General features: G+C 52.0%; 21 protein-coding genes, 2 pseudogenes and 1 riboswitch. Of the genes and pseudogenes, 12 read left to right on the top strand and 11 right to left on the bottom strand.

Going from position 1 to position 26,620, the window contains the following annotated elements:
- Positions 1-37: 37 nt before the first annotated feature.
- Positions 38-1,532, bottom strand: a pseudogene (locus OIN60_RS05955) (peptide MFS transporter).
- Between the two features lie 412 nt (positions 1,533-1,944).
- Between OIN60_RS05955 and OIN60_RS05950 the strand changes: the two are divergent.
- A complete protein-coding gene (locus tag OIN60_RS05950) occupies positions 1,945-2,607 on the top strand; it encodes a pectate lyase (RefSeq protein ID WP_305754094.1) in 663 nt (220 codons plus the stop codon).
- Positions 2,608-2,793: 186 nt separating this feature from the next.
- On the top strand, positions 2,794-3,459 hold the full coding sequence (locus tag OIN60_RS05945; RefSeq protein WP_305753932.1) for a hypothetical protein: 666 nt from the start codon (positions 2,794-2,796) through the stop codon (positions 3,457-3,459).
- Positions 3,460-3,562: 103 nt separating this feature from the next.
- Here the strand turns inward: OIN60_RS05945 and OIN60_RS05940 are convergent, their stop codons facing one another.
- From OIN60_RS05940 to OIN60_RS05925, 4 genes are read right to left on the bottom strand one after another with little or no spacing between them, the layout of a single operon-like run.
- Positions 3,563-4,984: an NAD-dependent malic enzyme gene (locus OIN60_RS05940; RefSeq protein ID WP_305753931.1), complete on the bottom strand. Its 1,422-nt coding sequence runs from the start codon at positions 4,982-4,984 to the stop codon at positions 3,563-3,565.
- Positions 4,985-5,033: 49 nt separating this feature from the next.
- Positions 5,034-6,560 (bottom strand): tripartite tricarboxylate transporter permease, encoded by a 1,527-nt coding sequence (locus OIN60_RS05935; RefSeq protein ID WP_305753930.1) that lies wholly within the window; start codon positions 6,558-6,560, stop codon positions 5,034-5,036.
- Between the two features lie 21 nt (positions 6,561-6,581).
- Positions 6,582-7,037: a tripartite tricarboxylate transporter TctB family protein gene (locus OIN60_RS05930; RefSeq protein WP_305753929.1), complete on the bottom strand. Its 456-nt coding sequence runs from the start codon at positions 7,035-7,037 to the stop codon at positions 6,582-6,584.
- 57 nt (positions 7,038-7,094) lie between these two features.
- Positions 7,095-8,123, bottom strand: a complete 1,029-nt coding sequence (locus tag OIN60_RS05925; RefSeq protein ID WP_305753928.1) for a Bug family tripartite tricarboxylate transporter substrate binding protein — start codon at positions 8,121-8,123, stop codon at positions 7,095-7,097.
- Positions 8,124-8,320: 197 nt separating this feature from the next.
- Here OIN60_RS05925 and OIN60_RS05920 point away from each other — a divergent pair, with 197 nt between their 5' ends.
- The 3 genes from OIN60_RS05920 to OIN60_RS05910 all read left to right on the top strand — a co-directional run bounded on the left by OIN60_RS05920 (position 8,321) and on the right by OIN60_RS05910 (position 11,279).
- Positions 8,321-9,919 carry an ATP-binding protein gene (locus OIN60_RS05920; RefSeq protein WP_305753927.1) on the top strand — a complete coding sequence of 533 codons (1,599 nt, stop codon included), beginning with the start codon at positions 8,321-8,323 and terminating at the stop codon, positions 9,917-9,919.
- Positions 9,916-10,608, top strand: coding sequence for a response regulator (locus tag OIN60_RS05915; protein ID WP_305753926.1), 693 nt, complete (start codon positions 9,916-9,918; stop codon positions 10,606-10,608). Before OIN60_RS05920 ends, OIN60_RS05915 begins: the two co-directional genes overlap by 4 nt.
- A gap of 122 nt (positions 10,609-10,730) precedes the next feature.
- Positions 10,731-11,279: a guanylate kinase gene (locus tag OIN60_RS05910; RefSeq protein WP_305753925.1), complete on the top strand. Its 549-nt coding sequence runs from the start codon at positions 10,731-10,733 to the stop codon at positions 11,277-11,279.
- A 67-nt stretch (positions 11,280-11,346) separates the two neighbouring features.
- On the opposite strand, the gene OIN60_RS05905 is transcribed toward OIN60_RS05910, so the two are convergent.
- The gene (locus OIN60_RS05905) at positions 11,347-13,575 is read right to left on the bottom strand and encodes a GDYXXLXY domain-containing protein (RefSeq protein WP_305753924.1); all 2,229 of its coding nucleotides are present in this window, start codon (positions 13,573-13,575) and stop codon (positions 11,347-11,349) included.
- 113 nt (positions 13,576-13,688) lie between these two features.
- Between OIN60_RS05905 and OIN60_RS05900 the strand changes: the two are divergent.
- The 3 genes and pseudogenes from OIN60_RS05900 to OIN60_RS05890 form a co-directional block, all read left to right on the top strand.
- Positions 13,689-14,315, top strand: a pseudogene (locus OIN60_RS05900) (MerR family transcriptional regulator); the annotation flags it as partial.
- A 490-nt stretch (positions 14,316-14,805) separates the two neighbouring features.
- Positions 14,806-15,132, top strand: coding sequence for a hypothetical protein (locus tag OIN60_RS05895; protein ID WP_305753923.1), 327 nt, complete (start codon positions 14,806-14,808; stop codon positions 15,130-15,132).
- Positions 15,133-15,156: 24 nt separating this feature from the next.
- Entirely contained in the window at positions 15,157-15,879 is a 723-nt protein-coding gene (locus OIN60_RS05890) for a hypothetical protein (RefSeq protein WP_305753922.1), read from the top strand.
- 196 nt (positions 15,880-16,075) lie between these two features.
- On the opposite strand, the gene OIN60_RS05885 is transcribed toward OIN60_RS05890, so the two are convergent.
- From OIN60_RS05885 to OIN60_RS05870, 4 genes are all read right to left on the bottom strand, one after another.
- Positions 16,076-17,959, bottom strand: coding sequence for an FtsX-like permease family protein (locus OIN60_RS05885; RefSeq protein ID WP_305753921.1), 1,884 nt, complete (start codon positions 17,957-17,959; stop codon positions 16,076-16,078).
- Positions 17,934-18,698 (bottom strand): ABC transporter ATP-binding protein, encoded by a 765-nt coding sequence (locus OIN60_RS05880; protein WP_305753920.1) that lies wholly within the window; start codon positions 18,696-18,698, stop codon positions 17,934-17,936. Before OIN60_RS05880 ends, OIN60_RS05885 begins: the two co-directional genes overlap by 26 nt.
- A gap of 90 nt (positions 18,699-18,788) precedes the next feature.
- Entirely contained in the window at positions 18,789-19,805 is a 1,017-nt protein-coding gene (locus tag OIN60_RS05875) for a sensor histidine kinase (RefSeq protein WP_305753919.1), read from the bottom strand.
- The gene (locus tag OIN60_RS05870; RefSeq protein WP_305753918.1) at positions 19,802-20,509 is read right to left on the bottom strand and encodes a response regulator transcription factor; all 708 of its coding nucleotides are present in this window, start codon (positions 20,507-20,509) and stop codon (positions 19,802-19,804) included. Before OIN60_RS05870 ends, OIN60_RS05875 begins: the two co-directional genes overlap by 4 nt.
- A 99-nt stretch (positions 20,510-20,608) precedes the next feature.
- A riboswitch (purine riboswitch) is annotated at positions 20,609-20,712 on the top strand.
- Between the two features lie 160 nt (positions 20,713-20,872).
- Between OIN60_RS05870 and OIN60_RS05865 the strand changes: the two genes are divergently transcribed.
- The 4 genes from OIN60_RS05865 (at position 20,873) to OIN60_RS05850 (ending at position 24,881) form a co-directional block, all read left to right on the top strand.
- Positions 20,873-21,463 (top strand): xanthine phosphoribosyltransferase, encoded by a 591-nt coding sequence (locus OIN60_RS05865; RefSeq protein WP_305753917.1) that lies wholly within the window; start codon positions 20,873-20,875, stop codon positions 21,461-21,463.
- Positions 21,464-21,484: 21 nt separating this feature from the next.
- Positions 21,485-22,780, top strand: a complete 1,296-nt coding sequence (locus OIN60_RS05860) for a nucleobase:cation symporter-2 family protein (RefSeq protein ID WP_305753916.1) — start codon at positions 21,485-21,487, stop codon at positions 22,778-22,780.
- A 309-nt stretch (positions 22,781-23,089) separates the two neighbouring features.
- Positions 23,090-23,764, top strand: a complete 675-nt coding sequence (locus tag OIN60_RS05855) for a C40 family peptidase (RefSeq protein WP_305753915.1) — start codon at positions 23,090-23,092, stop codon at positions 23,762-23,764.
- A 103-nt stretch (positions 23,765-23,867) separates the two neighbouring features.
- The gene (locus tag OIN60_RS05850) at positions 23,868-24,881 is read left to right on the top strand and encodes an asparaginase (protein ID WP_305753914.1); all 1,014 of its coding nucleotides are present in this window, start codon (positions 23,868-23,870) and stop codon (positions 24,879-24,881) included.
- On the opposite strand, the gene OIN60_RS05845 is transcribed toward OIN60_RS05850, so the two are convergent.
- Positions 24,850-26,538: an ABC transporter substrate-binding protein gene (locus OIN60_RS05845; protein ID WP_305753913.1), complete on the bottom strand. Its 1,689-nt coding sequence runs from the start codon at positions 26,536-26,538 to the stop codon at positions 24,850-24,852. The two genes, OIN60_RS05850 and OIN60_RS05845, sit on opposite strands and share 32 nt — an antisense overlap.
- Between the last annotated feature and the right edge of the window lie 82 nt (positions 26,539-26,620).

The raw sequence follows: 26,620 nt of genomic DNA, 5'->3' as shown, positions 1-26,620 counted from the left end.
CCCTTATGGCTCTTTTCTATGGCTCCGTATCCGGGGACTAACGCACGCCCTTCATAAAGCTCTGAATTTTCGGTGACACCATAAAGAGTAGAAGACCAAGCACAATGGATATTGCGCCGATGATGCCGAAGTAGGTTATCTCATTCTCGGCGTTGTAGAGCTGAACGACTTGCGCATTGATCGCTTGGGCCGCCGCGTTGGACAGAAACCAGAGACTCATTGTCTGTGCGGAGAAGGCGGCAGGTGCTAGCTTGGTTGTAGCCGACAGCCCGACTGGTGACAGGCACAGCTCGCCAAGCACAACGAGAAAATAGCTGAGCACAAGCCATAGCGGATTCACAAGCGAATCCGGGCCACCCCAATACGCAGGCAGCAGAATGACCAGAAAGGACAGCCCGGCAAATAGCAGACCGAATGAGAATTTACGCGGAACGGTGGGTTGCCTTTGTCCGAGCTTGACCCACAGCCAGGCGAATACCGGCGCGAGGATAATGATAAACAGCGGGTTCAGCGACTGGAACCATGCCGGGGACAACCGAATGCCCGCCCAATTCAATTGGGTTCGTTGATCCGCATAGTTGGCAAGAATCGTGGAGCCCTGCTCCTGGATCGCCCAGAACATGACAGAGGCGATGAACAGGGGAATATAAGCAATAACCCTGGACCGTTCCACAGGGGTGGTCTTCGGGCTGTTGTACATGACCACGAAGTAAGCGATTGGGATTAGAATGCCGAGGATGCCCACCAGCGTGATAAAGCTGTCAAAGGTCAGAAGCCCGCTTGGGGATCGCTACCGCAATCAACAGGGCGACGACGACCGCACATACGCCCAGGATGCTGAACACCTTCTTTTTTTCCTGTGGGGCCAGCGGATTGGGCACGATGGTGCCGGCCAGCCCCAGATTCTTCTTGCGTGTCAAGACGAACAGAACAAGTCCGAGGAACATGCCTGCCGCCGCCAGGGCAAAGCCGAGGTGGAAGCTGTAATCCATGCCTACGGTGCCTACGATTAAAGGCGCCAGGAAGCCGCCCAGATTGATGCCCATGTAAAAAATGCTGAAGCCCGCATCCCGGCGCTCATCCTGTTCGCTGTACAGCTCGCCGACCATGCTGGATACATTCGGCTTTAACAGCCCTGTACCCAGCACGATAAGCACCATAGAGATGAAGAACATAGAGATGGTGCCGGGAACCGCTAGTGCAATGTGGCCCAGCATAATCAGAATGCCGCCGTAGAATACCGCTCTTGAAGTGCCGAGCATCCGGTCTGCCAGCCAGCCCCCGATAATGCCTGACATATATACCAGCGATCCGTAAATGGACATGATGGCGAGGGCAGTCGGCTCAGGCAGCCCCAGGCCTCCCCGGGTGACTTCGTAGTAGATGTAGTAGACCAGAATGGCCCTCATGCCGTAATAAGAAAACCGCTCCCAGAACTCTGTAAAGAAAAGAGTGAACAATCCCCTGGGGTGGCCGAAAAAGCCCTTTTGCGGCACGCTGGCCGACACCTTATCTTTTGTAGAATCCGCCACACGAAAACCTCCTTTTCATGACATCATGAATATATTACCCACGTTGAAGAGGAATAAGTCTGTTAGGGCTCGATATGACCGGCAACGAGGTGTCCGTTGAGGTAATGGAAAGATGGCTGGGTAATTGAATATGGGAATAATTGGTATTATCGAACTATGGTTTTGGGGAGCTATGGGCTGAACGAACTCTTTAATTTGTGGTCTAAAGGTATGATTGAAAGATCCGCAGAAAGGAATATAATTGAAAAATATACCAATATGATAAGCTGAATTCCATTTTCCACTCGCGTTTTGAAAGCGTATACAAAAAGAGAGGTGCACATCTCTTTTATGACGACAGCATGAAAAAATGGTACAGGCCTTATCATAAATCTCAAGGTATAGAAAGGATGTAGTGACTGTGAAAAAAGGTATGGCAGCTCTTTTGTTATCCGCATTGTTGATCACTTCATTCGGTGCCGTAAACAGCAAGGTACAAGCCGCGTCTCAGGTGGTTTCGGAAACAATTATCGTCAAGGCAGGAGAAACATTTGATGGAAAGGGACAGACCTACGTGGCTAATCCCGATACACTTGGGGACGGAGGTCAGGGTGAAGGTCAGAAGCCTATTTTCCGTCTTGAGAACGGGGCCATCCTTAAGAACGTCACGATCGGTGCTCCGGGAGCCGACGGTGTGCACTGCTACGGGAATGCAACCATTAGCAACGTAACGTGGCAGGATGTAGGGGAAGATGCGTTAACGCTTAAAGCCAAAGGAACGGTTAACATTACAGGAGGAGGTGCTTATAAAGCCTATGACAAGGTGTTCCAGGCGAATGCGGAAGGAACGATCAATATCAAGAACTTCAAGGCCAATGACATCGGCAAGCTGGCTCGCCAGAACGGCGGCACCTCCTACGCAGTGAACTTCACGCTGGACAGCTCTGACATCTCCAATGTGAAGGACTCCATCTTCAGAACAGACAGCAGTAAAAGCGCGGCGAAAATCACTAACACGAGATACTCGAATGTACCCACGCTGTTCAAAGGCTTTGCCTCCGGCAAAACAAGCGCGTCCGGGAATACGGAGTATTAAGCCGGTCAGCCAGGTCCAGCAGGATTTTCGATCCAAAGCTAAGCCTGTCCCGCTCAAGGGCAGGCTTTTTCTGTGTCTGCCCGGGATGGCGCTGCTGCCTTTTTATTTTTTGGTTGTGGGCTTGCTTCATTGCCTGCTGTTGTGCTGATAATATTTGAAAGAGTATGAAGAAAGCGGGTGCCTCCTGTGAAAAGATTGGCTTGTCTGCACGCTCATTATTCGAATGTGGATTACATAGAACGGGCTTTTGCTCCCTTCGGACTAGAGTTGACGCATTACACAGACCCAGGACTCATCCGCCGTATGGCGTCGGATCAACGTTTCAGCCGGGCCCAGGCTTCGGAGCAGGTGATGAGGCAGTTGGAATGGATGATGGACTGCGGTGCGGATGTCGTGCTGGTTACGTGTACACAGTACGCGGCGTTGCTGGAGGAGAGCAAGCCGCAGTGGCCTGTTCCGGTTATCACGATTGACGAGGCCTTTTTCCATGTCCTGTGCCGCTGGGAACAGCCGCAAATTGTACTGTTTACGAACCCGGACACGGTAGAAGGTACGATGAAAAGACTGTATGCTTTTGCAGAGACAGTGGGCAAAGCACCCGATATAGAGGTGCAGGTGATTGAAGGAAGCTTCGAGCTCATTATGGCGGGGAAGAAGGAAGCATATCTGAAGCGGGTGTCCGGTTATATTCAGGATCTGATTCAATCCGGGGAGCAGCGCATGATCCATACAGCCCAGCTGTCCATGACGGAAGCTGCCGAGGCGGTTGAGCGGGAATACCGTGTTGAAATTGGCAATCCGCTGAAGCCACTTGTGCCCTCCTTGATAGATGCTTTGGGACTGGAAGGCTGATGAACAGTTGACTAAAAACAAAAACTCATCGCTTCATTAGAGGAGGCGATGAGCTTTTGTTTTACTTTTCAAATAAGGAACGAAATGGTTGCAGATCTGCAGACTACCTGTATTCACGCGGAATTCTGCGAGCCACCCCGCTGCGGATGGCAGCCTGCACAACCTTGTCGCGGATCGCTTTGACCACCTGTTGATTGAAAACGCTCGGAATAATATACAGCGGGTTAAGCTCCTCCTCTGAAATGGCGGAAGCGATGGCCTCTGCTGCCGCGAGCTTCATCTCTTCGTTGATTTCCGAGGCCCTGCAGTCCAGTGCCCCTCGGAAGATCCCCGGAAAGCACAGCACATTATTGATTTGGTTCGGATAATCGGAGCGCCCGGTGGCGATGACGGCGGCGATATCCTCGATTTCCTCCGGCCGGATTTCCGGCACTGGGTTGGCCATGGCGAATACGATCGGCTGGTCGGCCATATGCCCGACATCTTCACGGCTGAGAATGCCACCCGCCGATACCCCTATGAATACATCGGCTCCATGGATGACCTCCCGCAGCGTGCCCTGCACACGTTCCGGATTGGTATGCTCCGCATACCACTGCAGCATACGGTTCTCATACTGGTTGCCCGCAGCGATGGCTCCCATCTTGTCAACGCCGATGATATTTTTGACACCTGCCGACAGCAGAATTTTGCTGCACGCGATACCGGCGGCACCAATGCCGCATACCACCACTTTAATGCTGCCGATGGATTTACCGACGAGCTTCAGAGCGTTGATCAGGGCGGCATAGAGAACGACAGCGGTGCCGTGCTGATCATCGTGGAAGACGGGAATATCGAGTTCCTTGCGCAGCCGCTCCTCAATCTCAAAGCAGCGCGGAGAAGAAATGTCCTCCAGATTGATGCCTCCGAAGGCGGGAGCGATCGCTTTAACGGCAGCAATAATCTCCTCGGTATCCTGTGTATTCAGGCAGATAGGAAAGGAATCGACGCCGCCAAACTGCTTGAATAGCATGGATTTGCCCTCCATGACAGGCATGGCGGCGTAAGGACCGATATTGCCAAGCCCGAGCACGGCGCTTCCGTCGGATACAACAGCGACTGTATTTCTTTTTACAGTCAAGGAATAGGCTTTGTCTGGTTCCTCGTGGATCGCCATGCAGACGCGTGCCACGTCTGGCGTGTATACCCGCGACAGATCGTCCCTGTTCTGGATCGGGGTTTTGGGCTGGGTTTCGATTTTGCCGCCGAGGTGCAGCAGGAACGTGCGATCTGAAATATTGATCAGCCGTACGCCCTCCATATTTTTAACCGCTTCCGTAATGATGCCGATATCCACGCTGTCTGTGACGGTAATGGTGAGGTCACGAACGGTCATATTCCGGCTCGTCTGGATCACGTCGATCGCCACAATGTCTCCGCCAGCGGCAAAGATGACCGATGCAACCTGTCCGAAATTAATCATGTCCGTCTGAATCTCAAGTCGAAGAATGATGCTTTTTCCGCCGAGTCTGGTATTTCCCATGGCAATCCCCTCCGGTTCATGTGATTTGCATTCAAATTGCATGTTCCCTCTAACCTTCTTCGTTAACAACCACCTTTTTCCCTCTCTTCTTCATCAGAATAGGTACAAGCAGCCAGAGTACGGCGATGAGAAGAAAGATGGCGGACAGCGGCTTCTGCAGGAAAATCATAAAGTCACCGTTGGAGGTGGTCAGTGCGCGGCGCATGTTATTTTCAATCATCGGTCCCAGAACCAGCCCGAGCACGAGCGGAGCCAGCGGGTAGTCGTTGCGGGCCAGCAGGAAGCCGATGACACCGCAACCGAGCAGCAGCAGGAGATCAAATAGCTGTACCTGCACAGCGTATACACCGAATACCGAGATGGCGATGATAATGGGCAGCAAGTATTTCGGCGGTGTTTGAATGATTTTGGCAAAAACCTTGACCAAGGGCATATTGAGCACCAGCAGCATCAAGTTGCCGATCAGCATGCTGGCGATGAGCCCCCAAGCCACCTGGGGATGTTCGTCAAAGAGCAGAGGGCCTGGTTGAATGTTATACATGATCAAGGCGCCCATCAGAATGGCTGTCGTGCCTGACCCGGGTATGCCCAAGGTGAGCAGTGGAATCATGGCCCCGCCGGAGGCTGCGTTATTGGCCGATTCGGGGGCTGCTACGCCTGCGATGTTGCCCTTGCCAAACGTCTCCGGCTGCTTGCTCAGCTTTTTCTCCATAATATAGCTGAAGAAGGAAGCGAGGGTGGCACCTGCGCCGGGCAGGATGCCAATGAAAAATCCGAGCAGCGAGCCGCGCGCAATCGGTCCGGTGCTGTCCTTCAGATCCTGGCGTGTGGGCAGGATGCGGCCGATTTTGGCCGTGCTGCCTGCCGAAGCATCTTTTTCCAGAATGGTCTTGAATACTTCACCGAGTGCGAACAATCCGACCGCCACCGTCAAAAATTCAAGCCCGGAATAGAGAATGGGGATATCGAAGGTGAACCTTGCCACACCGGAAACGGTATCCATGCCAATGGTGGCGAGCAGCAGCCCGCAGATCGTCATGATGAGCGCTTTGGTGACCGATTTGCCGGCCAGGCCGCTGACTGCGCAGAGCCCGAGCAGCATCAGGGAGAAATAGTCGGCTGGTCCAAACTTGATGGCCACGTTGGAGAGTGGGTCTGCGAGCAGTATGAGCGCGAGCAGCGCCACCAGGCCAGCGGCAAAGGAACCGATCGCTGCAATCGAGAGCGCCGCTCCGGCCCGGCCTTGCCGGGCCATCTGATAACCGTCCAGCGTTGTGACGACCGAGGAGGATTCCCCGGGCGTATTCAGCAGGATGGAGGTGGTTGAGCCGCCATACATCGCTCCGTAGTATACACCTGCAAGCAGAATGATGGAGCTCGTGGCCGCCTCTTCCGGCCCCAGGCCGCTGGTCATTGAGGCTGTAACCGGAATCAGCAGGGCGACTCCGCTCATCGGCCCGATGCCAGGGAGCACGCCGACGGCTGTGCCGATCAGCACACCGATAAAAGCGAACAGCAGATTATGCCACTGCAGAGCGGTGGCGAATCCTTCAGCAAGATACTGCAGTGTACCCATGAATGTCCCTCCTTGAGCCGCTTAGGAGAACCATACCGGGAAGCCGGGCATGGAGCCTTCCAGAACGACTACGAAAATAACATATACGCTGACGGCAAAAAGTACGGCAATAAGGGCTGATTTTAGCCATTTGCCCCGCTCCAGCACCTGAAAGCAGAACAGCAGAAACAGGAAGGTGGCGAGGATGTATCCGAGCGTTTCAAATAAGAGAGCATAGAGCACAGAGGCCCCGAAAATGAGCAGGAAACGCTTGTAATCCAGCTTTGCTTCCTTGTGCTGTTCCGCCTTGGAGATCAATACTTCGTAAAAAAGACGGATGCTGAGCAGAATCAGCAGCCCGCCCAGGCAGAAAGGAAAAATATTCGGACCAACTGTACTGCCGTAGGCCGCAGCACTGATCCGGGTGCTCTGCCACATGAACCCGATGCCAAGCAGCAGGAACACAATACTGGCATAACGGTCAAAGGTTCTGTTCAAGGAAATGCACCTCCTGATGCTTGCAGCGAGGGGGGCTGATCCTCCCCTCACTGGATGTTATTTTTGCATGCCGAGCGCTGTCAGCAGTTCAAGCACGACTTTGTCCTGCTCTGCCAGGAATGCAGTGAAGTCGGAGGAGTTTCTATACTCACTCTGCCAGTCATTCGCCTGCAGTTCCTGCTTCCAGGTCTCATGCTCGGAGAGGGCCTTCAGTGTTGTATCCCAGTAAGCGACCTGCTCTTCCGTCATCTCCTTCGGCCCGAATGCTCCCCGCCAGATCGTGAATTCCGAATCGATGCCCAATTCCTTCAGGGTCGGAATATCTTTGAAATCGCCGTCAAGCCGCTCTGCGGAGGTCACGGCGAGGATCTTGATTTTGCCGGATTTCAGATAGCTGCCGAGCGAGGAGACGTCGGTTCCAATCGCGTCAGCATGATTCCCGAGCAGGGCGGCGATAGCTTCCCCGCCTCCGTCGTAGGATAGATATTTAATGGTTTTCGGGTCGACACCCGATTTGAATGCTGGTAAAATGCTGATTAAATGATCCATGGAGCCCGGTGCAGAGCCGCCCGCGAGCGTCACCTGCGCAGGATTGGCCTTGATGTCCGCGATTAGGCTCTGGAGATCGTTGTACTTGGAATCCGCCGCCACGGCAATGGCACCGTAGTCCTTCGTCAATTGGCCCAGCGGGGTGACATCCTGGTAGCCGTAAGGGCTGTTGCCCTCCTTTTTCAGCTTGTTGATGAGCAGTGGTGGAGAGCTGACGAACAGTTTATAAGGATCATTTTTATCCTTGGTCACATATTCAGCCAGGAAAACCGTGCCGCCACCACCAGGCTTATTTTCGACCGTCATCGTTTGCTCGACGAGCTTGGCTTCCGCCAGCACCTTGGTCAGCGATCTCGCGGTTTTATCCCATCCGCCGCCCGCACCGGAAGGAGCGGTTATAATCAACGGTTTTTCGGGATATCCGGAGGCAGACTGCTTTCCGGCTCCCGGTGCTGCGGACCCGCCGCATGCCGTCATGCTGATTGCCGTAACAGCCGTTAGCAGAATGACTGCCCACAATTTCCGGTTTTGTCTCATGATGCGATTCCTCCTTGATAAATAAATGGGTAGTATTTAAGTTTTTTTGTAAACGCTTACTTTATTGTGTGTTTATACTACCATGCCTCATTTCCGCTGCACAGCATATGAACATAAGTTGAAAAAAGGGCATATTGATCATTTTGTTCATAAAGTTCACAACACCAAGAGCTTCTTTGGGGAGGAGGGAATCCGTCATGAGATTGCAGACAAGACTTATTCTTCTGATCGGTACGCTCCTGCTGGCAACCATTATTGTGCTCACCCTGAGCTTTGAACGGATGTTAGTTACGACACAGCAGCAGAATACCGGATCGGCCGCACTGAAAATAGCCAAGACGGTAGCGTCCCTGGATGTGATCCGCAGCGGCTTTGATGCTGAAAATCCCTCCTCTGTCATTCAGCCGGTGGCGGAGCGGATCAGGGAAGAAACCGGCGCCGAATTCATTGTGGTGGGCAACCGGGAGGGAACCCGTTATTCGCATCCCATAGCGGACCGGATCGGCATGAAGATGGTCGGAGGCGATAATGGTCCGGTGCTTCAGGGAAAAGCGATTATTTCGGAGGCGCTTGGTTCAATGGGGTCTTCGGTACGGGGCAAGGCGCCTGTCTTTGACCGGGACGGTCGGGTGATCGGCGTCGTGTCTGTCGGTTTTCTCATCGAAAAGCTGCAGCAGGAAACCGCAGGTTATCGGGCCAGCATTCTGCTCGCGGCCGTGTTCACCCTGCTGTCCGGCTGTGCAGGCGCGATATGGATTGCCCGGCGGGTCAAGCGGTCCATCTTCGGGCTTGAGCCCCGCGAAATCGGTATGCTGTATCAGGAAAAGAAAGCCATTTTGGAAACCGTGCACGAAGGGATTATTGCCGTGAATGCTGAAGGCGGTGTGACGCTGGTCAACCAGACGGCGATGAAGCTGCTGAACAGGCAAGACGAGGCAGGGGTTATCGGAAGGCCCCTTCTGGAGGTGCTGCCGGAATCCCGCCTGCTGGAGGTGATTCGGACGGGGAGGGCGGAATTTGATCAGGAGATGCTGATGAACGGCAGCACGGTTGTCGTGAACCGCCTTCCGATACATGATCATAAGCAGCAGGTGATCGGCGCCGTCTCCAGCTTCCGTAACAAATCGGAGCTGCTGCGTGTCACGGAGGAGCTTACCCAGGTGAAGCGCTATGCTGAGGCGCTGCGCACACAAACCCATGAATACTCCAATAAGCTGTATACCATTTACGGGCTGATTCAGTTGGAGTCCTATCAGGAGGCCATGGATTTGATCACCTATGAGACCGACATGCATCAAAGCCTGATCCATTTTCTCCTGCGGGAGATCCCCGATCCGATGATCGGCGGCATTCTGATCGGCAAGTTTAACCGTGCCAATGAATTGAAGGTCGGGTTGACTGTGAATGAACGCAGCTCTTTTCGCCGCATCCCTGAAGGGGGGAACCGGAGCCACCTGGTGACGATTATCGGCAACCTGATTGACAATGCGCTTGAGGCAGTTATGGCTGCGGAAGAGGGCCGCAGGCAGGTCGACGTTCTGCTGTCCGACCGGAACGGGAGCCTGTTCATCGAGATTGCGGACCGTGGAACAGGCGTGCCGGAGGATGCTGCGCAGCATGTATTCAAGACAGGCTTTTCCACCAAAGCTGCGCAGGGAAGAGGTTTCGGGCTGGCGATTGTCAAGCAGGCCGTAGAAGAACTGGGGGGAAGCATCGGTTTTCAATCGGCTCCCGGGCGGGGAACTGTATTTCAAGTGAACATTCCGCTGTCCGAGCGAAAGGAGGGAGGTCCATGATTCGGGTATTAATCATTGAGGATGATCCGCGGATCGCCGAGATTAACCGCCGCTTTGTCGAGAAGACCGGAGGATTTGAGGTGGTCGGCATTGCAACGGATGAGCAGCAGGCTTACGAGCATCTGGAAATCCTGGAGCCTGATCTTGTTCTGCTTGATTTGCATTTTCCACGCACGGACGGCCTTGACCTGTTCCGGTATATTCAAACACACTATCCTTTGACCGATGTTATCATTATTACGGCGACCCGGGATTTTGATACGGTCAGGGAAGCCATCCGGCGCGGAGTATATGATTTTATGATTAAACCTGTTGTCTTTGCGCGGTTTCAGGAGAAGCTGAGGTCTTATGAAGCCTATCACCGGCAGCTGCAGGCCATGGGCGGACCGGATCAGGTAATTGACCAGGAGGAAATTGACCGGCTGCTGTGGGGCACAGAGGATAGGGGCAAGGAGAAGCAGTCTTACTTTCCTAAAGGCATCGATAAGCTGACACGTGAGAAGATCGGGGCGTTTATCCAGGAATGCCCGGAGGTGATCACTGCCGAGGAGCTGGGCAGAAGAGCAGGCTTTAGCCGCACGACGGCCCGCCGGTATTTGGAGTATTTTGTGGCCAAAGGTGAAATGACCTCAGATATCTCCTACGGTACGGTCGGAAGACCGGAAAGAGTCTATACAAGAAAAACGTGAGCGAGGCCTGAGGAGGAAGCTGTGAATTCCCCTGCGGAGTTGTTGGCGTTATAATAAAGAGAATTTTGGTTGTATCAACCCGACGATTCTGCATGAATTCAACAGATCTATTGGAGGAACCTATGTCTTTTTCGCTTATTGTTTTTCAAGGCCCGAGCGCTTCCGGCAAAAGCACGCTCCAGTCCTTGCTCGGGCTGCCCAAGGTCGTGACCTGGACATCCAGAGCACCCCGGCCGGGTGAGGTGAACGGGCGTGACTATCATTTTACGACGAGAGCGCAGCTTGGGGAGATGTTCCACAGCGGACTGATGATCGAAATGAATGAATATAAGGGCAATGCTTACGGCACCTCCGTGCAGTCCATCCGGGACATTATCGAAGGAGGAACACCGACGTCGACGGTCATGGAAGCTAAGGGAGCCGCAGCGATCAAAACTATGTTCCCCGCACAAACGCTGCTGGTGGGGGTGTCCGTCGAGAAGGAGCAATGCAGACGCCGCCTGCAGGAGAGGGGAGCAGCAGCGGAAGAGATTGAGCGGCGCATGGCGGACTTCGAGCGGGAGATGAAGGAGCTGTCCCAATGTGACCTTATCATACGCAACTCAGATGACAACCTGGACAAGGCTTGCTCCATCATCGGAATTCTGCGGCAGGGGCTGCTCCATTCATAAATAGGCGGTAACGCGGAGCAAGGGGGTGTCCCAACAGGTCTATTGGCCTGGGCACCCCCTAATTGTTCTATTCGTTGGCCAGCCGCTCCAGCAGAGCATCGCCTTGGCGGCTTATACGCACATACGCATAACGGGCGCTCCGCTCTACCTCAAGCCCGGTGCCTTCGGGTACAAAATAACTTTCAATCCCGTAGTAGATCGAGCCATGGCCGTTCAGTTGTCCGTTGATCACCGTCTCGCCATCGGCTAACGGTTCGCCCTCGGTATAGAAGCGTGCCAACCTGTGCAGGCCATTACCGTCAGGGGTGAGCACCACTTTGACTTTACTGCGGCTGCCGGGATTATCCTGCGGTCCTGCTGATTGCGGAGGGGTAGAAATCGCGTAATTCAGCACGACGTAGTCCCCCTGCAGCAGAGAGCGGGGATCGACCGGCGCAAGCTCCAGTTTGACGGAGGAGCCGTTCCGCAGCAGTGCTTCGCTTCCTGCGGTCTGCAGGCCGATGAAGCCGAACTGCAGTACAATGACCAGGACCGTCAGCAAAGGAGCGGATTTGATGATGCCGGGACTTGTTCCGGACTCCTGCAGCCGCTGGCGGCTTGCTGCGAAGAATGTGATCACCAGAATCACAAGCCCGATCAGCGCGAGGGTCACCGACTTATGAAGCAGGGTCCACAGCAGATCGTAATATTGAAAGGCAACGAAGGCACACCAGTATACGAGGCTAATGACAGCCTTCTGCGTCCGTTGCTTGCGTATGAAATGAAAGACACACAGGGTGACCCCGATGAAATACAGGCCACTGACCAGAGCGTGTACATACACGGACATATACTCGAAAAACGTCATCCACAGCAGGAAAAGCAAGGTGTGAAAGAGCGTACATTCTCTGATCCACCGGAAGTCCTGCCGGATTCGTGGAGCTGCTGCGTACAGAAGTCCGTTCAGCACAGCGAGAATCAGCAGGGTAATCCATAACTGCTGTCCAGGAAGGTTCAGGCTCCGCGTCAGCAGAAGACCAAGCCCCAGGTTCAACAGGGCATGAGTCCAGAATAGCTGAATGCGTCCTGCCGTCCGCAGCCAGCCTGCGGCAATCACCAGACAGAACAGAGCCGTCCACCCCCACTGGTTCATCAACACGCTAGCAACAAGTCCTGCCACATAACCAATAGACAGGAGCGTATAACGAATGACCGGATGAATCCGGGAGACCGCAATCATCGGGAGGGTGAACAGCAATGACAAGCCGTACAGTGTAAGCTCCGGATCGAGCCCGTCCGACGCGAGAAACACAAGTCCGATCAACGAAATGCTGCCAATCAGGACACCTGTGATCTGGATCAATCGGTTCACGGCCTTGCTGACCATTTCACTGCCATGCTCGGCCTTCTCTGCTACATCAGATTGCTCACTGCTCTCCCCAAGCGTGTTGGCCGATTGAGTTCCGAGCTGTTTCAGATAACGAAAGAACAGGACATTGGCGGTCAACAGCAGCGCTACGAAGACGAGCCCCCATACATAAAAGAGAATCGAGGCGTAGCTGAAAGCAAGCTCGAAAAACTTGGCTACAGCGAAAGCGGAAGCTGCGAGCGCATTGAGCGTCAGCAAGGTTTTATTTAATCTGACCCGAATAAATATGTAGAACCCGGCTATAATCGCGGCCGCCCAGATGAGGTTCACCAAGGTGTCCTCCATCCCGTATCCCAAGACGCTGGTCAGCAGCAGTAGTGAAGCATGAAATACGATCAAGCTGATGTATCTTAGTGGAGCGGATACCAGGCGTTCGGTAAAGGTCAGCAGCAGCACCGCCAGATTTATGGCTGCAAACAGCAGCCCAATATACATCATAGCCCGATCGCTGTAAGCGAAGGACGAGGCCGCCGGAAAGAAATAAAACCATAAAGCCAGATGCAGCAGGGTATAGGCGATGACATAGAACGGGCTGTACCGTGTAATCCAGGCGAATAATACAGCAGGTACCGACCAGATCAGGTATAACCAATAGCTGTCAGCATGCCAGTTATATAACTGGCCGAGCAGTGCAACAGCAGCGCCGAAGCAGATACAGCCTGCCACCAACAGCATATTGGAGAGAAAAGCATGCTGTACAAACGGCGAGCGGACACGAGACAAGGCAGCGGACAAGCCATAAAAGAGCACAAGGAGCCCGGCGGAAAGCAGAATTTTAGTGATTCTGTCCAGGCCGCCCCAGTTGGCGGCAAAGAAATAGATGATAGCAGCCAGAATAAGAGAAATGCCGAGCAGAAACCCTGTTCTAATCATATTTAACCGGAGCATAAAGGGTCACGAACCTTTCCTGGGTTGGTTGTTGACTCTATTGTACCAGTCGTTAACCATTAATCCCATTGCCTGGGCTGCATTCCGGCCAGTATTCTTTCAACTTGACCCCTTCGGATGCTAATCTGGAGCGGCTGCAGCAAATTCTGTTTTTTAAAGAGCTAGGGTTTTCGCTGGACCGGATCAAGCAGATTCTGGACAGCCCCGATTTTAGCCGGGAAGAGGCGTTGGAGCTGCAGCGCAGGATGCTGTCGGAGAAGCGCGACCGCCTCGATAAAATGATCGCCATGATCGACAAGACCATACAGCATGCAAAAGGGGAGATTGAAATGACGAATCAAGAGAAATTTGAGGGATTTGATTTTAGCAGCAATCCGTATGAACAGGAAGCGCGCGAACGCTGGGGAGATGAAACGGTGAATAAAGCAAATGAGACTGTTGCAGGGATGGACAGGGAGGAACAGAGCGCCGCAGCCGAGGAGATGAACGTCATCTACCGTAAACTTGCGGAGCTTAAAGAAGGCTCTCCTGATTCTGCCGAGGTGCAGAGGATCATCGGGGATTGGTACCGTTTTATCACCCGGTTTGGCAATTACACGCCGGAAGCATTTAAAGGGCTGGGGCAGATGTATGTTGAAGATAACCGATTCCAGGAGAATATTGACCGCTTTGGCGAAGGCTTGGCTGTGTTCATGCGGGATGCGATGGCGATCTATGCGGATGGTTTTGATAAAGTTTAGGAGGTCGTATTGAAAGTACTTTGCGGGAAATCTGGAAACGACGGCGTGACGAGAAAAACCACCATCGTCAGTACCACCATCGCGGCTATTCTATTGAGGTTTTCTGTCCTATGCCTGGTTGCGAGCACGACTTTTATCTTCCTGCATGACCGTATCTACACTCAACGGAGCTTGTTTTCAATGCCTCAGTGACTGCGACGGGCAGTTAAGAGTTGCAGGTTGTCGCTTCGGACTTTGGGTGCTTCGCTACTTTAAGGTAATATAATACATTTTTCCCCATAATAAAACTATTATATTAAAAAAAGGTATACAAAATGGTTATTATTGTATAAAATGAACGAAAGCTGTGGTTATTATTCCCATGCTCGAATAATTAACAAAGGGAGGGTGACTTACTTAGAGAAATAGCGTTTTTTCTGTATTCTTTTTCTTTATGTATAATTCTTTAATATCAAAAAAAGAAAATATTTAGTATGGAGGAAACTAATTGTTGACTTTAAAGAAACATGAGTTGAACGGGCATGATGTGTTCGAATTTATGCAAGGACAACTTAATGGTTCTCATTGGTTAGATAGTTCAATTTATGTAACAGAAGAAGTACTGGCTGAGACAGAGTTAGGAGAAGTATTAGCTAACTCTCTTGTGAATTTTAACTACTATGGTCCTACAGAAGTAAAAAGAGTTGAATGGGAGAGTATTAAACAAATTGTACTCTCATCCAAATCCGCGACAACAAGACAACTATTGATAGAGATTGATGAATGGGCAAATGACTGTTTCAAAAATCACTCTTTTTTCACGATTTGCGGAATTTAATCTAAAATTAGGGAGCGTTCCATAATGAACAAAAAAATTCTTAGTTCTCTTTTAACACTTATAATGCTATTTTCCATCAGCGCAACTGTATTTGCAGAGGATCATACTCCTAATACTACCGATCCCTACGCACCAACGGTTACATTTGACCAAAACCAAAACAGCATACAACAGGCTCCGAATGGAATACCTATTACAGTATCTCCTTCTTACACCAACTTGGCTGTTTGGGTTGGGAATATTGGTGTAGACCCTCTGGATAATGTAACAGTGAGCGGGACTGCAACTGACTATGGTACTTTAGCGGCGAAATCAGGAAGTGTTCCACCAGCGGTTGGAAAAACATTTGTATGGAATGTACCGATGACTCGAACTCAAATGGTATATAATGTTAATATAAGAGTTGTTGATGGTAGCGGTACAAGAAACTTGACTGGAAATGCCAGATTGGAATATTCTGAGGCTCAACTGGCTACGCTTGGTTGGCATAAAGGTACGTTTAGCACTCGTGGAGCGTCTCTCGAATATCACTTCAGAAAACATAAATCCGAAGTAAGTGTAACAAATCTATATAACTATTTATTAGCTGCTGGCACTTGCAGAGATGACGTTATAAACAATCCTTCAAAATATACAAAAACTGTGAGCTCTGGCTCGGTCCCTGCACATAAATACAAAAACAAAACAGATCAAAGATTTATAATAATGACTGATTCCGGGAATGAAATTTTGAGTTTTGGAAGATAGTTTTAATGACCACTGTTGTACATTTTTTATGTTGGATCAAGAGGGTAACTATTCGGTTCAACTACTTTTCCTGCTCTAAAATCAAAGGCTCATCGCGTTCCTTAGAGGAAACGATGAGCTTTTATTTAATTCACCCGCCGAAATAAGGACAGGACGCGACGGAATGCTCTGTTTGCATTTCAGACAAAAAACAATATCAGAGCGCTGCCTTCACCTGCTTGATATAAAAGAACCGCACAATGATAAAATAAACAACCTGAATGATGAAGAACACGCCCAATACGACGGCCGACTCGCGGAATAATGAATATGCAAACATATTTGATAAGGCCGTGAGCGCCACGGCCCCATGAATCAATGCAACCACAATCGGCGCAAAGAAGAGCAGCGAAATCTGCCGGGTGAGCACCTTGGTCAGCTCTCTTTCGCTCAGGCCCAGCTTGGAAATGGAACGGAACTTCTCTTTGTCGTCGTCCAGATCACTGTACAAGCGGAAGTAAAGAAAGCTGCCTGCAGAGACAAAAAAGACAATGCCGACAAACAAACCGATAAACAGCATCGGAGCATAGCCTTTGATTACGGCCATCATTTGATAATCCTTGGCGATGAACCGGTAATCATCAGAATAAGGAAACTGATCCGCCAGTTTCTCACCTGCCTCAACCGCTCCCGGCTGCCCCTCGGCTCCGATCCAGACACGCAATTGACGCGCTTCATCAGGCTGACCGAGCTGGGCATAAGCCTGGTCCGTCAACACAAGAGAAGCCTTGTTCTCAGGCAGGACGGTCGATAGAACCTGCTGGTCTGCTTGAATCGTGACACCTGATGCCAGCCGATACTCTGAATTCGCCTGTGGCTTCGACATGATTCCGCCGGACATCCAGTATCCTACTGCCGCGACTTCTCCATCCTGCAATTGAATTTGTTCTGCCTGCAGATGGTTCGCCAGCCGGTTGTATTCGGATTGGCCGATGATCAGCACGGGTCTTTTATCCCCTTCAACCTGATAATAGGTTAAGGTTGTTTCTATGGGAACGGCTTGAATATGGGCCTTGGACAGCTCTTCATCGATCCTTTGCACCTGCCGGTCTTCTTCCGGATTATCTGCTGTAGAATTCAGACTGACCAGATAAGGGTTGCTGTCCATCAGCGGTTCAAGCAGAACGGTTCTGAATCCGTACAGGGCACCGATGGAGCAGAAGGCGACCGTCGAAATAATGGAGACGAGGAAAAAGGTACGGGCGTTGTCCTTCATCCGGTAAGCGAGATCGGACAACAGCAGCATATTGGTTTTTCGCCAGAAGATGCTTTCCCGTCCCTTCAGCAGCCGAATTACATAAACGCTGAGCTGGGTAAACAGCAGATAGGTGGCAATGCACACCATAATCACTACGGGAAGCAGCAGCATGACGACCATCATGCCTTTAGCCAGCAGTGAGAGGGTATAGCTGATTATGATGAGCAGCACGACGATCAGCGAGAGCACGACAGATGCTTTCGGTTCTCCTTTGGATATTTTACTGCCTTTGATCAGCGTGACCAGCTTTCCGCTCCGCAGTACGGCCGAGATAAAGAATGAGATTAAAATGAATAGAACCAAAAACGAAGCCATCGTCATCCCAATAGCTTTAAGCGGAAAATAAAAAGCGAGCCGGTCCTCGATGTACAGAACGTTTTCGCCCAGAAGCAGCACGGCTTTGGCGAATACAAGGCCCAGTCCGATCCCGCCCACGGTGGCTGCTGAGCCGATCAGCATGTTTTCAAGAAAAACCATTCGACGCAGCTGGCCGATAGACATGCCCTGAAGCATTAACAGCCCGAATTCCCGTTTGCGTGACTGCAGAAAGGCGCTCATGGAGTAGAGCACAAAGAAGAACGAAAACACAAAGATGATCCATTTGGATACAGCAAGTGCCGTAGCCGCATTACTGTGTACATGGCCGGGTCCGAGCATTGGGTGATAGGCAAAGATGGAAAAGGTGAAAAACACCATCACCGTGAACAGGCTGCTCAGAAAATAAGCGGCATAAAGCCTTTTGTTGCGGGAGACGTTGTTAAACGCGAACTGGCGGAACGTCATTGCCGTGCCCCCCTAACAGTGACAAGGTGTCGATGATTTTCTGGAAAAAGGTTTGGCGGTTGTCCCCGCGGTTAATTTCAGTGTACAGCTTGCCATCTCGGATGAAAATAACCCGGTGACAATAGCTGGCGGCTACGGCGTCATGCGTCACCAGCATCATGGTGGCCCGCTGCTCAACGTTGATTTTCTCCAGCATCTGCATCACGTCCTTGGCGGACTTGGAGTCCAGATTGCCGGTCGGTTCGTCTGCCAGCACAAGCTTGGGGGCATGAACCATGGCCCTGGCAATCGCGGCCCGCTGCGCCTGTCCGCCGGATATTTCGTAGGTGCGTTTGTTCATAATGGCTGTAATGCCCAGCTTCTCGGCGATTGTCTGCGCCCGGACCTTCATTTCCTTCACTCCTTTGCCGTCCAGGGTCAAGGGCAGGACGATATTCTCCTCAACCGTCAAGGTATGCAGGAGATTGAAGTCCTGAAAAACGAAGCCCAGCTCGCGGCGGCGAAATTGAGCCAGCTCATGTTTGGAAAGCCTGGTGATATTGCGCCCGTCAATCAGAATCTCGCCGGTGGTTGGGTCGTCAATGGTGGCAATCAAATTGAGCAGGGTCGTTTTGCCGCTGCCCGACGGGCCCATAATGCCGACAAACTCTCCGTCCTCGATGGTAAAGCTGATATCGGTCAGAGCACGATAGGCTACTTTGCCTTCATAAATTTTCGATACCTGGTTCACATTCAGCATGTGCAGAGCTCCCTTCAGAATGCTTTCCTCATCTGTGACCAGTATAGAGTGCCGGTCAAACGGCAGCTATCGATTTCCCTTTCACTTGGCTTACATGGATGTAAGGTTCACGTCCGGACGAAGCTGATAGGAGGTAAAAACAATCCGCACCGTCGTGCCTGAGCCAACCTGCGATTCGAGCTCAATCCGGTGACCGAGGTGGTTGGCGGCTTCTTGGACAAGATAGAGCCCCATTCCTGTCGATTCCCGGAAGCCTCGGCCGTTATCCCCTGTAAAAAATGGATCGAACACCCGCCTGATATCGGAAGCGGGAATGCCGACACCTCGATCACTGATTTCAATGACGGCTTCCGTTCCGCGCAGATAAGAGGAGATCGTGACCTTTTCCCCGGAGCCTGCGGAATATTTCACGGCATTGATGACGACTTGGGAAATCATGAAGAACAACCATTTCTCATCGGACTCGGCCATAATGTCCGGCTCGCCGGTGATCACTTCCGGGTACACCTGATTACGGATGAACAGTCGCTTGTTATCATTCAGCACCTCGCTGATGATTTTGGAGAGATGGACTGCTTTGACGTGGAAATCCTGCTCGAAGGTGCGCAGCCGCGCCATGTACAGTACGGTATTGAGGCCGCCGCGCAGCTGCTCAAGCTCCTCGCGGATGCTGGCAAACTCCGGCTCATCCACATTCTGCACGGTCAGCTCTATGACCGAAAGGGGTGTTTTCATCTGATGCACCCACTGGTCCATAAAGGTCAGATGTTGTTTCTGCTCTCGTTTGGCTTGGGTCAGCTGCTCCTGATAATGACGGTACTGCGCCCGCAGCAGCTCCTGCAGCGCCTCGGCTACGGGGGCCGTTTCCATTTTCTCGAAAGAAGCATCCAGGGATTCGAGGGGAGCGTTCAAGCGCTGAAAATAACGGCGTCGGCTGATATAGTGGTAGACCAGATAACAGCCAAGCAGAAAGAAGCCGAGAAAAGACGAATATAACGCAGGCTTCAATTGGCGATAGCCGTCCAGCCAATAGATGGAGAGCATGATGGCGAACTGCAGAATCTGTACGACAATCAGCAGCGCATGCTCACGAAAGAACAGCTTCACACGTTCGCCTCCCCGTTCCAGGTGACGTTCAGCTTGTAGCCTGTGCCTCTGACGGTCTCAATCGCTTCTTCAACGCCCAGCTCCTGCAGCTTCTTGCGCACCCGTGTAATGTTGACATTCAGCGTATTTTCGTCCACATAGGACTGGTCGTCCCACAGCTTCTCCAGCAGCGCGTCCCGGCTGGATACCCGTGGATACCGCTCCATCAAGCTCTCCATAATATCCGTTTCTTTGCGGGTGAGCGTGACCCGCTCCGTTCCCAGCTTGAGCTCCAGTCTTTCCGGGAGGAGCACCAGCCCCTGCACCTGTAGGACTCTCTCCTGATGCCCAGGGGCGTACTCACCATAGGCACGGCGGAGCTGGCTGCGGATTTTGGCCATGACTACTCCATAGTTAAAAGGCTTGGTAATATAATCGTCGCCGCCGTTTTCCAAGGCCATAATCTGGTCCATCTCGCCGGCGCGCGCCGATATGAACAGCACCGGACAGGTGGAGATGAGGCGGATTTGGCGGCACCAGTAGTATCCGTCGTAGCTGGGTAAGTTGATGTCCAGCAGGACGAGATCCGGCTTAATCTGATGGAACTCCTCTATGACCCGGTTGAAATCTCGCACCAGATGGACGTCGTAGCCGTATTTGACGATATAAGATTCCAGAAGCTCCGCGAGCTTCGGATCGTCTTCCACGATCATGATTTGCTGCATAAGGAAATCGCTCCTCAGATAGGATAGGTTGCCTAAAAAATTCTGCTTGAAAACATATGACACAGCATGTACTATACATAGAGTATTTTACGAAATATTTCATTCAATTTCATATGAACTCATATAATCTTGGGAATAGGGCCCAAAAGTTTCTACCGGACGACCACTGTAATTGTCTGACTATGAGTGAACTTGCATACCGCTCGGCTTCGGATCGAATCTGCAGCGGAAGCTTTTTTGGGTACCGGATCGGACTATGATCCAGAACCCGGAAGGACAGGTTTCACTTGAGAGAAACAACTCAAGGACCTGTCCTTTTTTGTTTTTTTAAAAAGAGATAAAGAAAAGGGAGTGGCTGAGGACATGAAACAGCTTGAAGAACGCATCCGGCGGGATGGGCAAATTTTATCCGATACGGTATTGAAGGTGGATTCTTTTTTGAATCATCAGGTGGACACGGGGCTTGCGCTGGAGATTGGCAGGGAGTTCGGACGGATCTTTGCCGATGAACGGATTACCAAGGTGCTTACTATAGAAGCGAGCGGCATTCAGTTTGCGATGGCTGCGGGCATTGCGTTGGGTGTGCCGTTTGTATATGCCAAAAAGAAGAAAGCCGTGACCCAAGGGGAAGAGGTGTATTCGGCTGAAGTATATTCGTTTACGAAACGTGAGACCTACCAGGTCAGCATCTCCCGAAATTATCTCGGTCCAGGTGACCGTGTGCTTATTGTGGATGATTTTCTGGCTACAGGCGCGGCGCTGATCGGGCTGACGGATATTGTGGCAGAGTCCGGTGCGAAGCTGGCCGGGGTCGGCTGTGTGATTGAAAAAAGCTTCCAGGAAGGGAGAGGTCTGCTGGAGGAACGAGGAATCCGTGTGCAGTCCCTTGCGCGGATCGCAGCCATGTCGCCGGGACATGTACAGTTTGTCGACGAAGAATCTTTAGTCCACTAATCCATCCGAGGAGGAGGTTATATGTTAAGCAAACCGAAAATTCTTGCCCTGGGCTTTCAGCACGTTATGGCCATGTACGCCGGTGCGATTGCCGTGCCGTTCATTGTCGGCGGAGCCCTGGGCCTTACGGAAACACAAATCGCTTATCTCATTGCGGCCGATTTGTTTACCTGTGGTCTCGCAACTTTGCTGCAAATTTTGCGCATCAAATATTTCGGCAGCGGGCTGCCGGTCGTGCTGGGCTGTACGTTTACCGCAGTGGGGCCGATCATCGCCATCGCTTCGACCTCGAATCTGGCTACAGCGTATGGCGCGATTATATTGTCCGGTTTGTTTGTGGTGCTGTTTGCGCCGCTTTACGGCAAGCTGCTTCGGTTCTTTCCGACGGTTGTGACGGGGACGGTTGTGACTATCATTGGCCTTACCCTCATTCCGGTCGCCATGAACAATGCCGCGGGAGGTCAGGGCAGTGCGGATTTCGGAGCACCACGCAACCTGCTGCTGGCCTTGATTACACTGATTGTCATCCTGCTGTTCAACCGTTGGGGCAAAGGCTTTTGGCGTATTGTCTCCGTGCTTGTCGGATTGGCGGTAGGCACGGCTGCAGGTTATATGATGGGGATCGTTGATTTTGCAGGTGTAGGCGCGGCCTCTCTGTTCAGTATCGCGCAGCCGTTTTACTTTGGTATGCCGGAGTTCAGCATTATCGCGGTGCTCACCATGATTATCGTCAATATCGTCAGCATGGTCGAATCCACAGGCGTGTACCTGGCGGTCGGCAGAGCGACGGACCAGAAGGTGGAGCAGCAACAGATTGTGAATGGGCTTCGCTCCGAGGGTGCGGCTATCGTGCTCGGCGGCATTTTTAATGCATTTCCTTATACGGCGTTTTCGCAAAATGTGGGGCTTATTACGCTGACTCGCGTGAAAACGCGGAATGTGATCTTTGCGGCGGGAGCCATTATGGTAGTGCTTGGCCTGCTGCCGAAGCTGGCGGCACTCACCACCGTCATCCCGAATGCGGTGCTCGGCGGGGCCATGATCGTGATGTTCGGCTCGGTTGCCGCATCAGGTGTTTCCATTCTCTCCGAAGTTGATCTGCGCAAGGAAGGCAATCTCCTGATTGTGGCCTGCAGCATTGCAGTTGGTCTGGGATCGGCTGCTGTGCCGCAGATGTTCGATATGCTGCCGGAGTGGAGCAAAATGCTACTGCAGAGCGGCATCGTAACTGGCTCGCTGACGGCGGTCATCCTGAATCTGATCTTCTCGGCACGCAGCGGCATTTCCAAGCAGCCGGGATCAGATCTTCCGGTGTAAGGGCAGAGAAGTATTCCTGCTCCTGAATGAACAGGGAATTTACCAGGTGCCAACGATGAAAACCGAGATCACACATAATTTCCTGGGCAGCAGCAGTAATTTGTCTGCAATCGTCCAGGGGCGGCAAGGCGCTCAGTCAACATTGTTGTTGATCTGGCGCCTTTTTGCGTTCTTTTCCTTGGTAGGTATCCACCGGGTCCTGTTCCACGCTGGCCTAAAGTCTAGCTTGCAATCCGGCCGCTGGTCCGTTTGCCAGAACGGGAAGAGAACATATAATGACCTCAACGATGAGTTGGGGTGGTAAATAAAATGTACTTTTATCAAAAGAACGATCATGAGGATCACAGCCTGTATGTTCTGTTGACGCATACTGGAACGCATTTTACGAATCTGATCCGGCAGTTTACTTCAGCTCCGTATAATCATGCTTCCTTGGCGTTGGACGCGGGGTTGAATGAGGTGTTCAGCTTTGGGCGCAAGCAGGCGGCTTGTCCGTGGGTGGCTGGTTTTGTACAGGAGGATATATATGAGGGAACCTACTGCCGGTATCCGGACACAGAATGTATGCTGCTCCGGATCCGGGTGGCGAGGGATGTAGTGGAGAAGGTAGCGGAGAGAATCGAATACTTCAGCCTGCATCAGCACAGATACAGATATAATCTCATGGGACTGCTGGGCGTGGTACTGCAAAAGAGCATTGAGCCTGAAAACGCATACTTTTGCTCCCAATTTGTTGCGGATATTTTTAGGCAGAGCGGCTTGCCTCTGTGGGAGCGTCCCTCAGGATTGGTTACGCCATATGATTTTTTACTTCATCCCGCATTCGAGCTCGTCTACGAAGGACCGTTGTACGACTACCCGCTGCTTGACCGGAAAAAACTTGTACAAAAGCGGCTTACGACGGATGAATGGGGATATCCAATGGAGCCTTACCCATTTGATTTCGAGAAACGCCCGGTCGCTTATAGCGATCGAGGTATATAGTGAATAGCAAGGAAGAACGGAGCCTCCTGATATTTTCCTCTGCGGATGGTATACTCTAAAAGTTGGGGTTTTACAGAGGAGCTAGCGGAAGGAACTGATCCATATGAAAAACATACTGTTTATCAATACAGGAGGAACGATTTCCTCATCCTATCAGGAGCATGGCCTTACGCCGACGCAGTCGGCCGAAAGCATCCTGGCCGAGATTCCGGAATTGCGGGAGCTTTGTCACATTGATGCCTATAATCTGATGAGCATTGACAGCACCAACACACAGCCGGAGGACTGGGCCACGATAGCCCGGATGGTGCACAAGTCCCTGGATGATTATGACGGGATTGTGATCGCACACGGGACGGATACGATGGCATACACGGCTTCGGCACTGAGTTTTATGCTGGGAACGGTGCACAAGCCGATTGTGCTTACAGGCTCGCAGGTGTCTATTTTGGCTGAAAACAGCGACTCCAAGAAAAATGTAATCGATTCTTTCCTGACAGCCTGCGGAGAGGTCACCGGGGTATTCGTCGTATTTAACGGCAAAATTATTAACGGCAGCCGCTCGTCCAAGATCAGAACGCGCAGCTATAACGCTTTTGAAAGCATCAACTATCCATATATTGGACTGGTCGAGAATGGGAAGGTGAACTATACGGAAGGGCTTCTGCCTTCAGGGCAGGTCAACCATCCGTATAACGACAGCTACTGTGCCGAAGTGTTCCTGCTCAGGCTGATTCCAGGCACCAATCCAGGCATTTTTGATGCGATTCAGTCCTTGGGCTACAAGGGAATTGTCATTGAAGGCTTCGGACTCGGCGGAGTACCGTTCAAGGAAAGAAGTCTAATTGATAAAATCGAGCAATTGATGAAGGACGGCACCACGATCGCGGTGACAACACAGTGCCCTTATGAGGGCGGGGATTTGACCATTTATGAAGTGGGGCAGAAGGTACTGGAGAAGGGGGTTATCCCCGGCTATGATATGACGACGGAAGCGCTGGTGACCAAGATGATGTGGGCCTTGGGGCAGGCGGCCGATCCGGCCGAAGCGGCACGGATCATGGGCACCAATTATGTGAATGAGGTTACGATTCCGGCGGAAACCACACATGTCTGAGATCGACCCACCCCTGGCTGTTGAAGGTTACGCCCCGCACGGAAGGCAGGTAGGCGGTTTGCACTGGCCGTTCATACAGAATGTGCAGGTGATTTTCGCGAATCAGCAGTGACTCCAGTTTCGCCAGCTTCTCCTCTCGAATTTGTTCGTTCGGTTCATTCCCTATGCTCCGCAGCAGCTTTTCTATATCAACACGCGTGTGCGCGTCGACATGCTCCGCCGCTGTCAGGTACAGATCGAAGAGGCGGAGCTGCTCATCCCGGTCACGGATCAGCGAGAACAGAATCAGGTCCGATTGCAGCCGGACATCCCCTTTGAAATCCTCGACAGGTACTGAAGCCACGCTGCACGTGTAGCCCGCATGCTTCAGCCGCTCCACGATCAGGTCCGCATCCTGTCTGTACTGCGGAATCGTAGCAATTTGCAGCGAAATCGGCGCTCCGCTATCCGTTTGTCCGGCCGCCCCGGGGGTAGAGGGATTACGGTTCCCTTGCAGACAGGATAGGATTCGGGCCCGCACCTCCGGGCTGCGGAGTGGGCCGGCTTTTTTAGTGTTGCAGGTGACGAACTTGCGCACAGTCACATCCGAGTGAATCTGGCTCCAGGCTCCCATCTCCGCAGAATCAGGATTATGGATCACGTGAAAGGGGGACGAAGCGTCCTCCGAATGATCAGTCGGCTCCCAGGGAACGTGGATCATTTCGACACGGTCCAGGTGGGGCCGTCCCCGGAAATAATGGGGGAACACCTCCAGGCAACTAATGCTCTCGCTCATTTCCACCAGTTTGAAGGGGCCTGTTCCGACGGGCTTCAGACCGAACTGCGGCTCGCCCAGTTGATCCAGGTCCTTCGGGACGATGGCGGCCCGGCTGGTGCAGAGGAAGGGCAGGAACAGCTCGTTCGGCTCCTTGAGCTCTAATACAACCGTGATCGGATTCATGGCCCTGACCGCCCGGATTTGCCGAAATATGAAGCTGTACAGCGTTCTTTGCGAGGTCTGCATCCATCTTTCAAAGGTATAGACGACATCCTCGGCAGTAAGCATTTTACCGTTATGAAACAGCACTTCTTTGTGCAGATAAAAGGTCCATATTGTACGGTCGGCGTTCACCTCCCAGGCGTGTGCCAGACCCGGTACAACCTGCTGGGTTTGACCGTCCCTCCTGACCAGTCCGTCAAAGATATGGCTCGCTACGAAGGATTCTGCCAGCAGATTCATGTATAACGGGTCTACGGTGTGAAGCTTCTGCCTTACCGGGAGGCGCAGTGTATCGATCTGTCGGTTGCGGCGAATTTCCGAGTGGCCACCGAAGTAGGACATAATCCATCCCTGAAGACGATCCTGAAGGCTCGCGGAAGGTGCATAAGCATGAATTTGGTCCATCGCTCGTCGGATGTCCCGCCGATTAATGGCCTGCATCATGGATTTTACCGCGATTTCCTCCGGCCTCACCAGAAACTCCAGTCTTGACCGGTTTCCCCGGCCCCGGCGCGGCGTCCAGCGAATCCAGCCATGATTCTCCATCTTATTGATAATGCTAAGCGCATTACGGTGCGTACAATCAAAGGTTACAGCAAGCTCGTCCATCGTTACAGAAATTTCATCGCTTTCCCCGTAATGGGCGCGCAGACGCAGAAATTGGTTGTGCAGCTTCATCGTTTGATCGGCTCCTAAAATAGGAAATTTGTCATCTTTTTTCTTCTCTTTATCTTCTTATTTTATCACCTAAAATAGGGTG

Origin of the sequence: Paenibacillus zeirhizosphaerae, from assembly GCF_030705605.1 — a bacterium.
Taxonomy (GTDB): domain Bacteria; phylum Bacillota; class Bacilli; order Paenibacillales; family Paenibacillaceae; genus Paenibacillus; species Paenibacillus zeirhizosphaerae.
Note: the sequence above shows the minus strand (reverse complement) of the source record. Positions and strands in the feature narration are given on the sequence as shown.

Excerpts from the sequence above, each read along its gene's own strand:
- OIN60_RS05855 (WP_305753915.1), top strand. The coding sequence starts at position 23,090 with ATGTACTTTTATCAAAAGAACGATCATGAGGATCACAGCCTGTATGTT.
- OIN60_RS05850 (WP_305753914.1), top strand. The coding sequence starts at position 23,868 with ATGAAAAACATACTGTTTATCAATACAGGAGGAACGATTTCCTCATCC.
- OIN60_RS05940 (WP_305753931.1), bottom strand. The coding sequence starts at position 4,984 with ATGGGAAATACCAGACTCGGCGGAAAAAGCATCATTCTTCGACTTGAG.
- OIN60_RS05950 (WP_305754094.1), top strand. The coding sequence starts at position 1,945 with ATGGCAGCTCTTTTGTTATCCGCATTGTTGATCACTTCATTCGGTGCC.
- OIN60_RS05915 (WP_305753926.1), top strand. The coding sequence starts at position 9,916 with ATGATTCGGGTATTAATCATTGAGGATGATCCGCGGATCGCCGAGATT.
- OIN60_RS05910 (WP_305753925.1), top strand. The coding sequence starts at position 10,731 with ATGTCTTTTTCGCTTATTGTTTTTCAAGGCCCGAGCGCTTCCGGCAAA.
- OIN60_RS05845 (WP_305753913.1), bottom strand. The coding sequence starts at position 26,538 with ATGAAGCTGCACAACCAATTTCTGCGTCTGCGCGCCCATTACGGGGAA.
- OIN60_RS05905 (WP_305753924.1), bottom strand. The coding sequence starts at position 13,575 with ATGCTCCGGTTAAATATGATTAGAACAGGGTTTCTGCTCGGCATTTCT.
- OIN60_RS05865 (WP_305753917.1), top strand. The coding sequence starts at position 20,873 with ATGAAACAGCTTGAAGAACGCATCCGGCGGGATGGGCAAATTTTATCC.
- OIN60_RS05880 (WP_305753920.1), bottom strand. The coding sequence starts at position 18,698 with ATGCTGAATGTGAACCAGGTATCGAAAATTTATGAAGGCAAAGTAGCC.
- OIN60_RS05925 (WP_305753928.1), bottom strand. The coding sequence starts at position 8,123 with ATGAGACAAAACCGGAAATTGTGGGCAGTCATTCTGCTAACGGCTGTT.
- OIN60_RS05860 (WP_305753916.1), top strand. The coding sequence starts at position 21,485 with ATGTTAAGCAAACCGAAAATTCTTGCCCTGGGCTTTCAGCACGTTATG.
- OIN60_RS05920 (WP_305753927.1), top strand. The coding sequence starts at position 8,321 with ATGAGATTGCAGACAAGACTTATTCTTCTGATCGGTACGCTCCTGCTG.
- OIN60_RS05935 (WP_305753930.1), bottom strand. The coding sequence starts at position 6,560 with ATGGGTACACTGCAGTATCTTGCTGAAGGATTCGCCACCGCTCTGCAG.
- OIN60_RS05890 (WP_305753922.1), top strand. The coding sequence starts at position 15,157 with ATGAACAAAAAAATTCTTAGTTCTCTTTTAACACTTATAATGCTATTT.
- OIN60_RS05870 (WP_305753918.1), bottom strand. The coding sequence starts at position 20,509 with ATGCAGCAAATCATGATCGTGGAAGACGATCCGAAGCTCGCGGAGCTT.
- OIN60_RS05885 (WP_305753921.1), bottom strand. The coding sequence starts at position 17,959 with ATGACGTTCCGCCAGTTCGCGTTTAACAACGTCTCCCGCAACAAAAGG.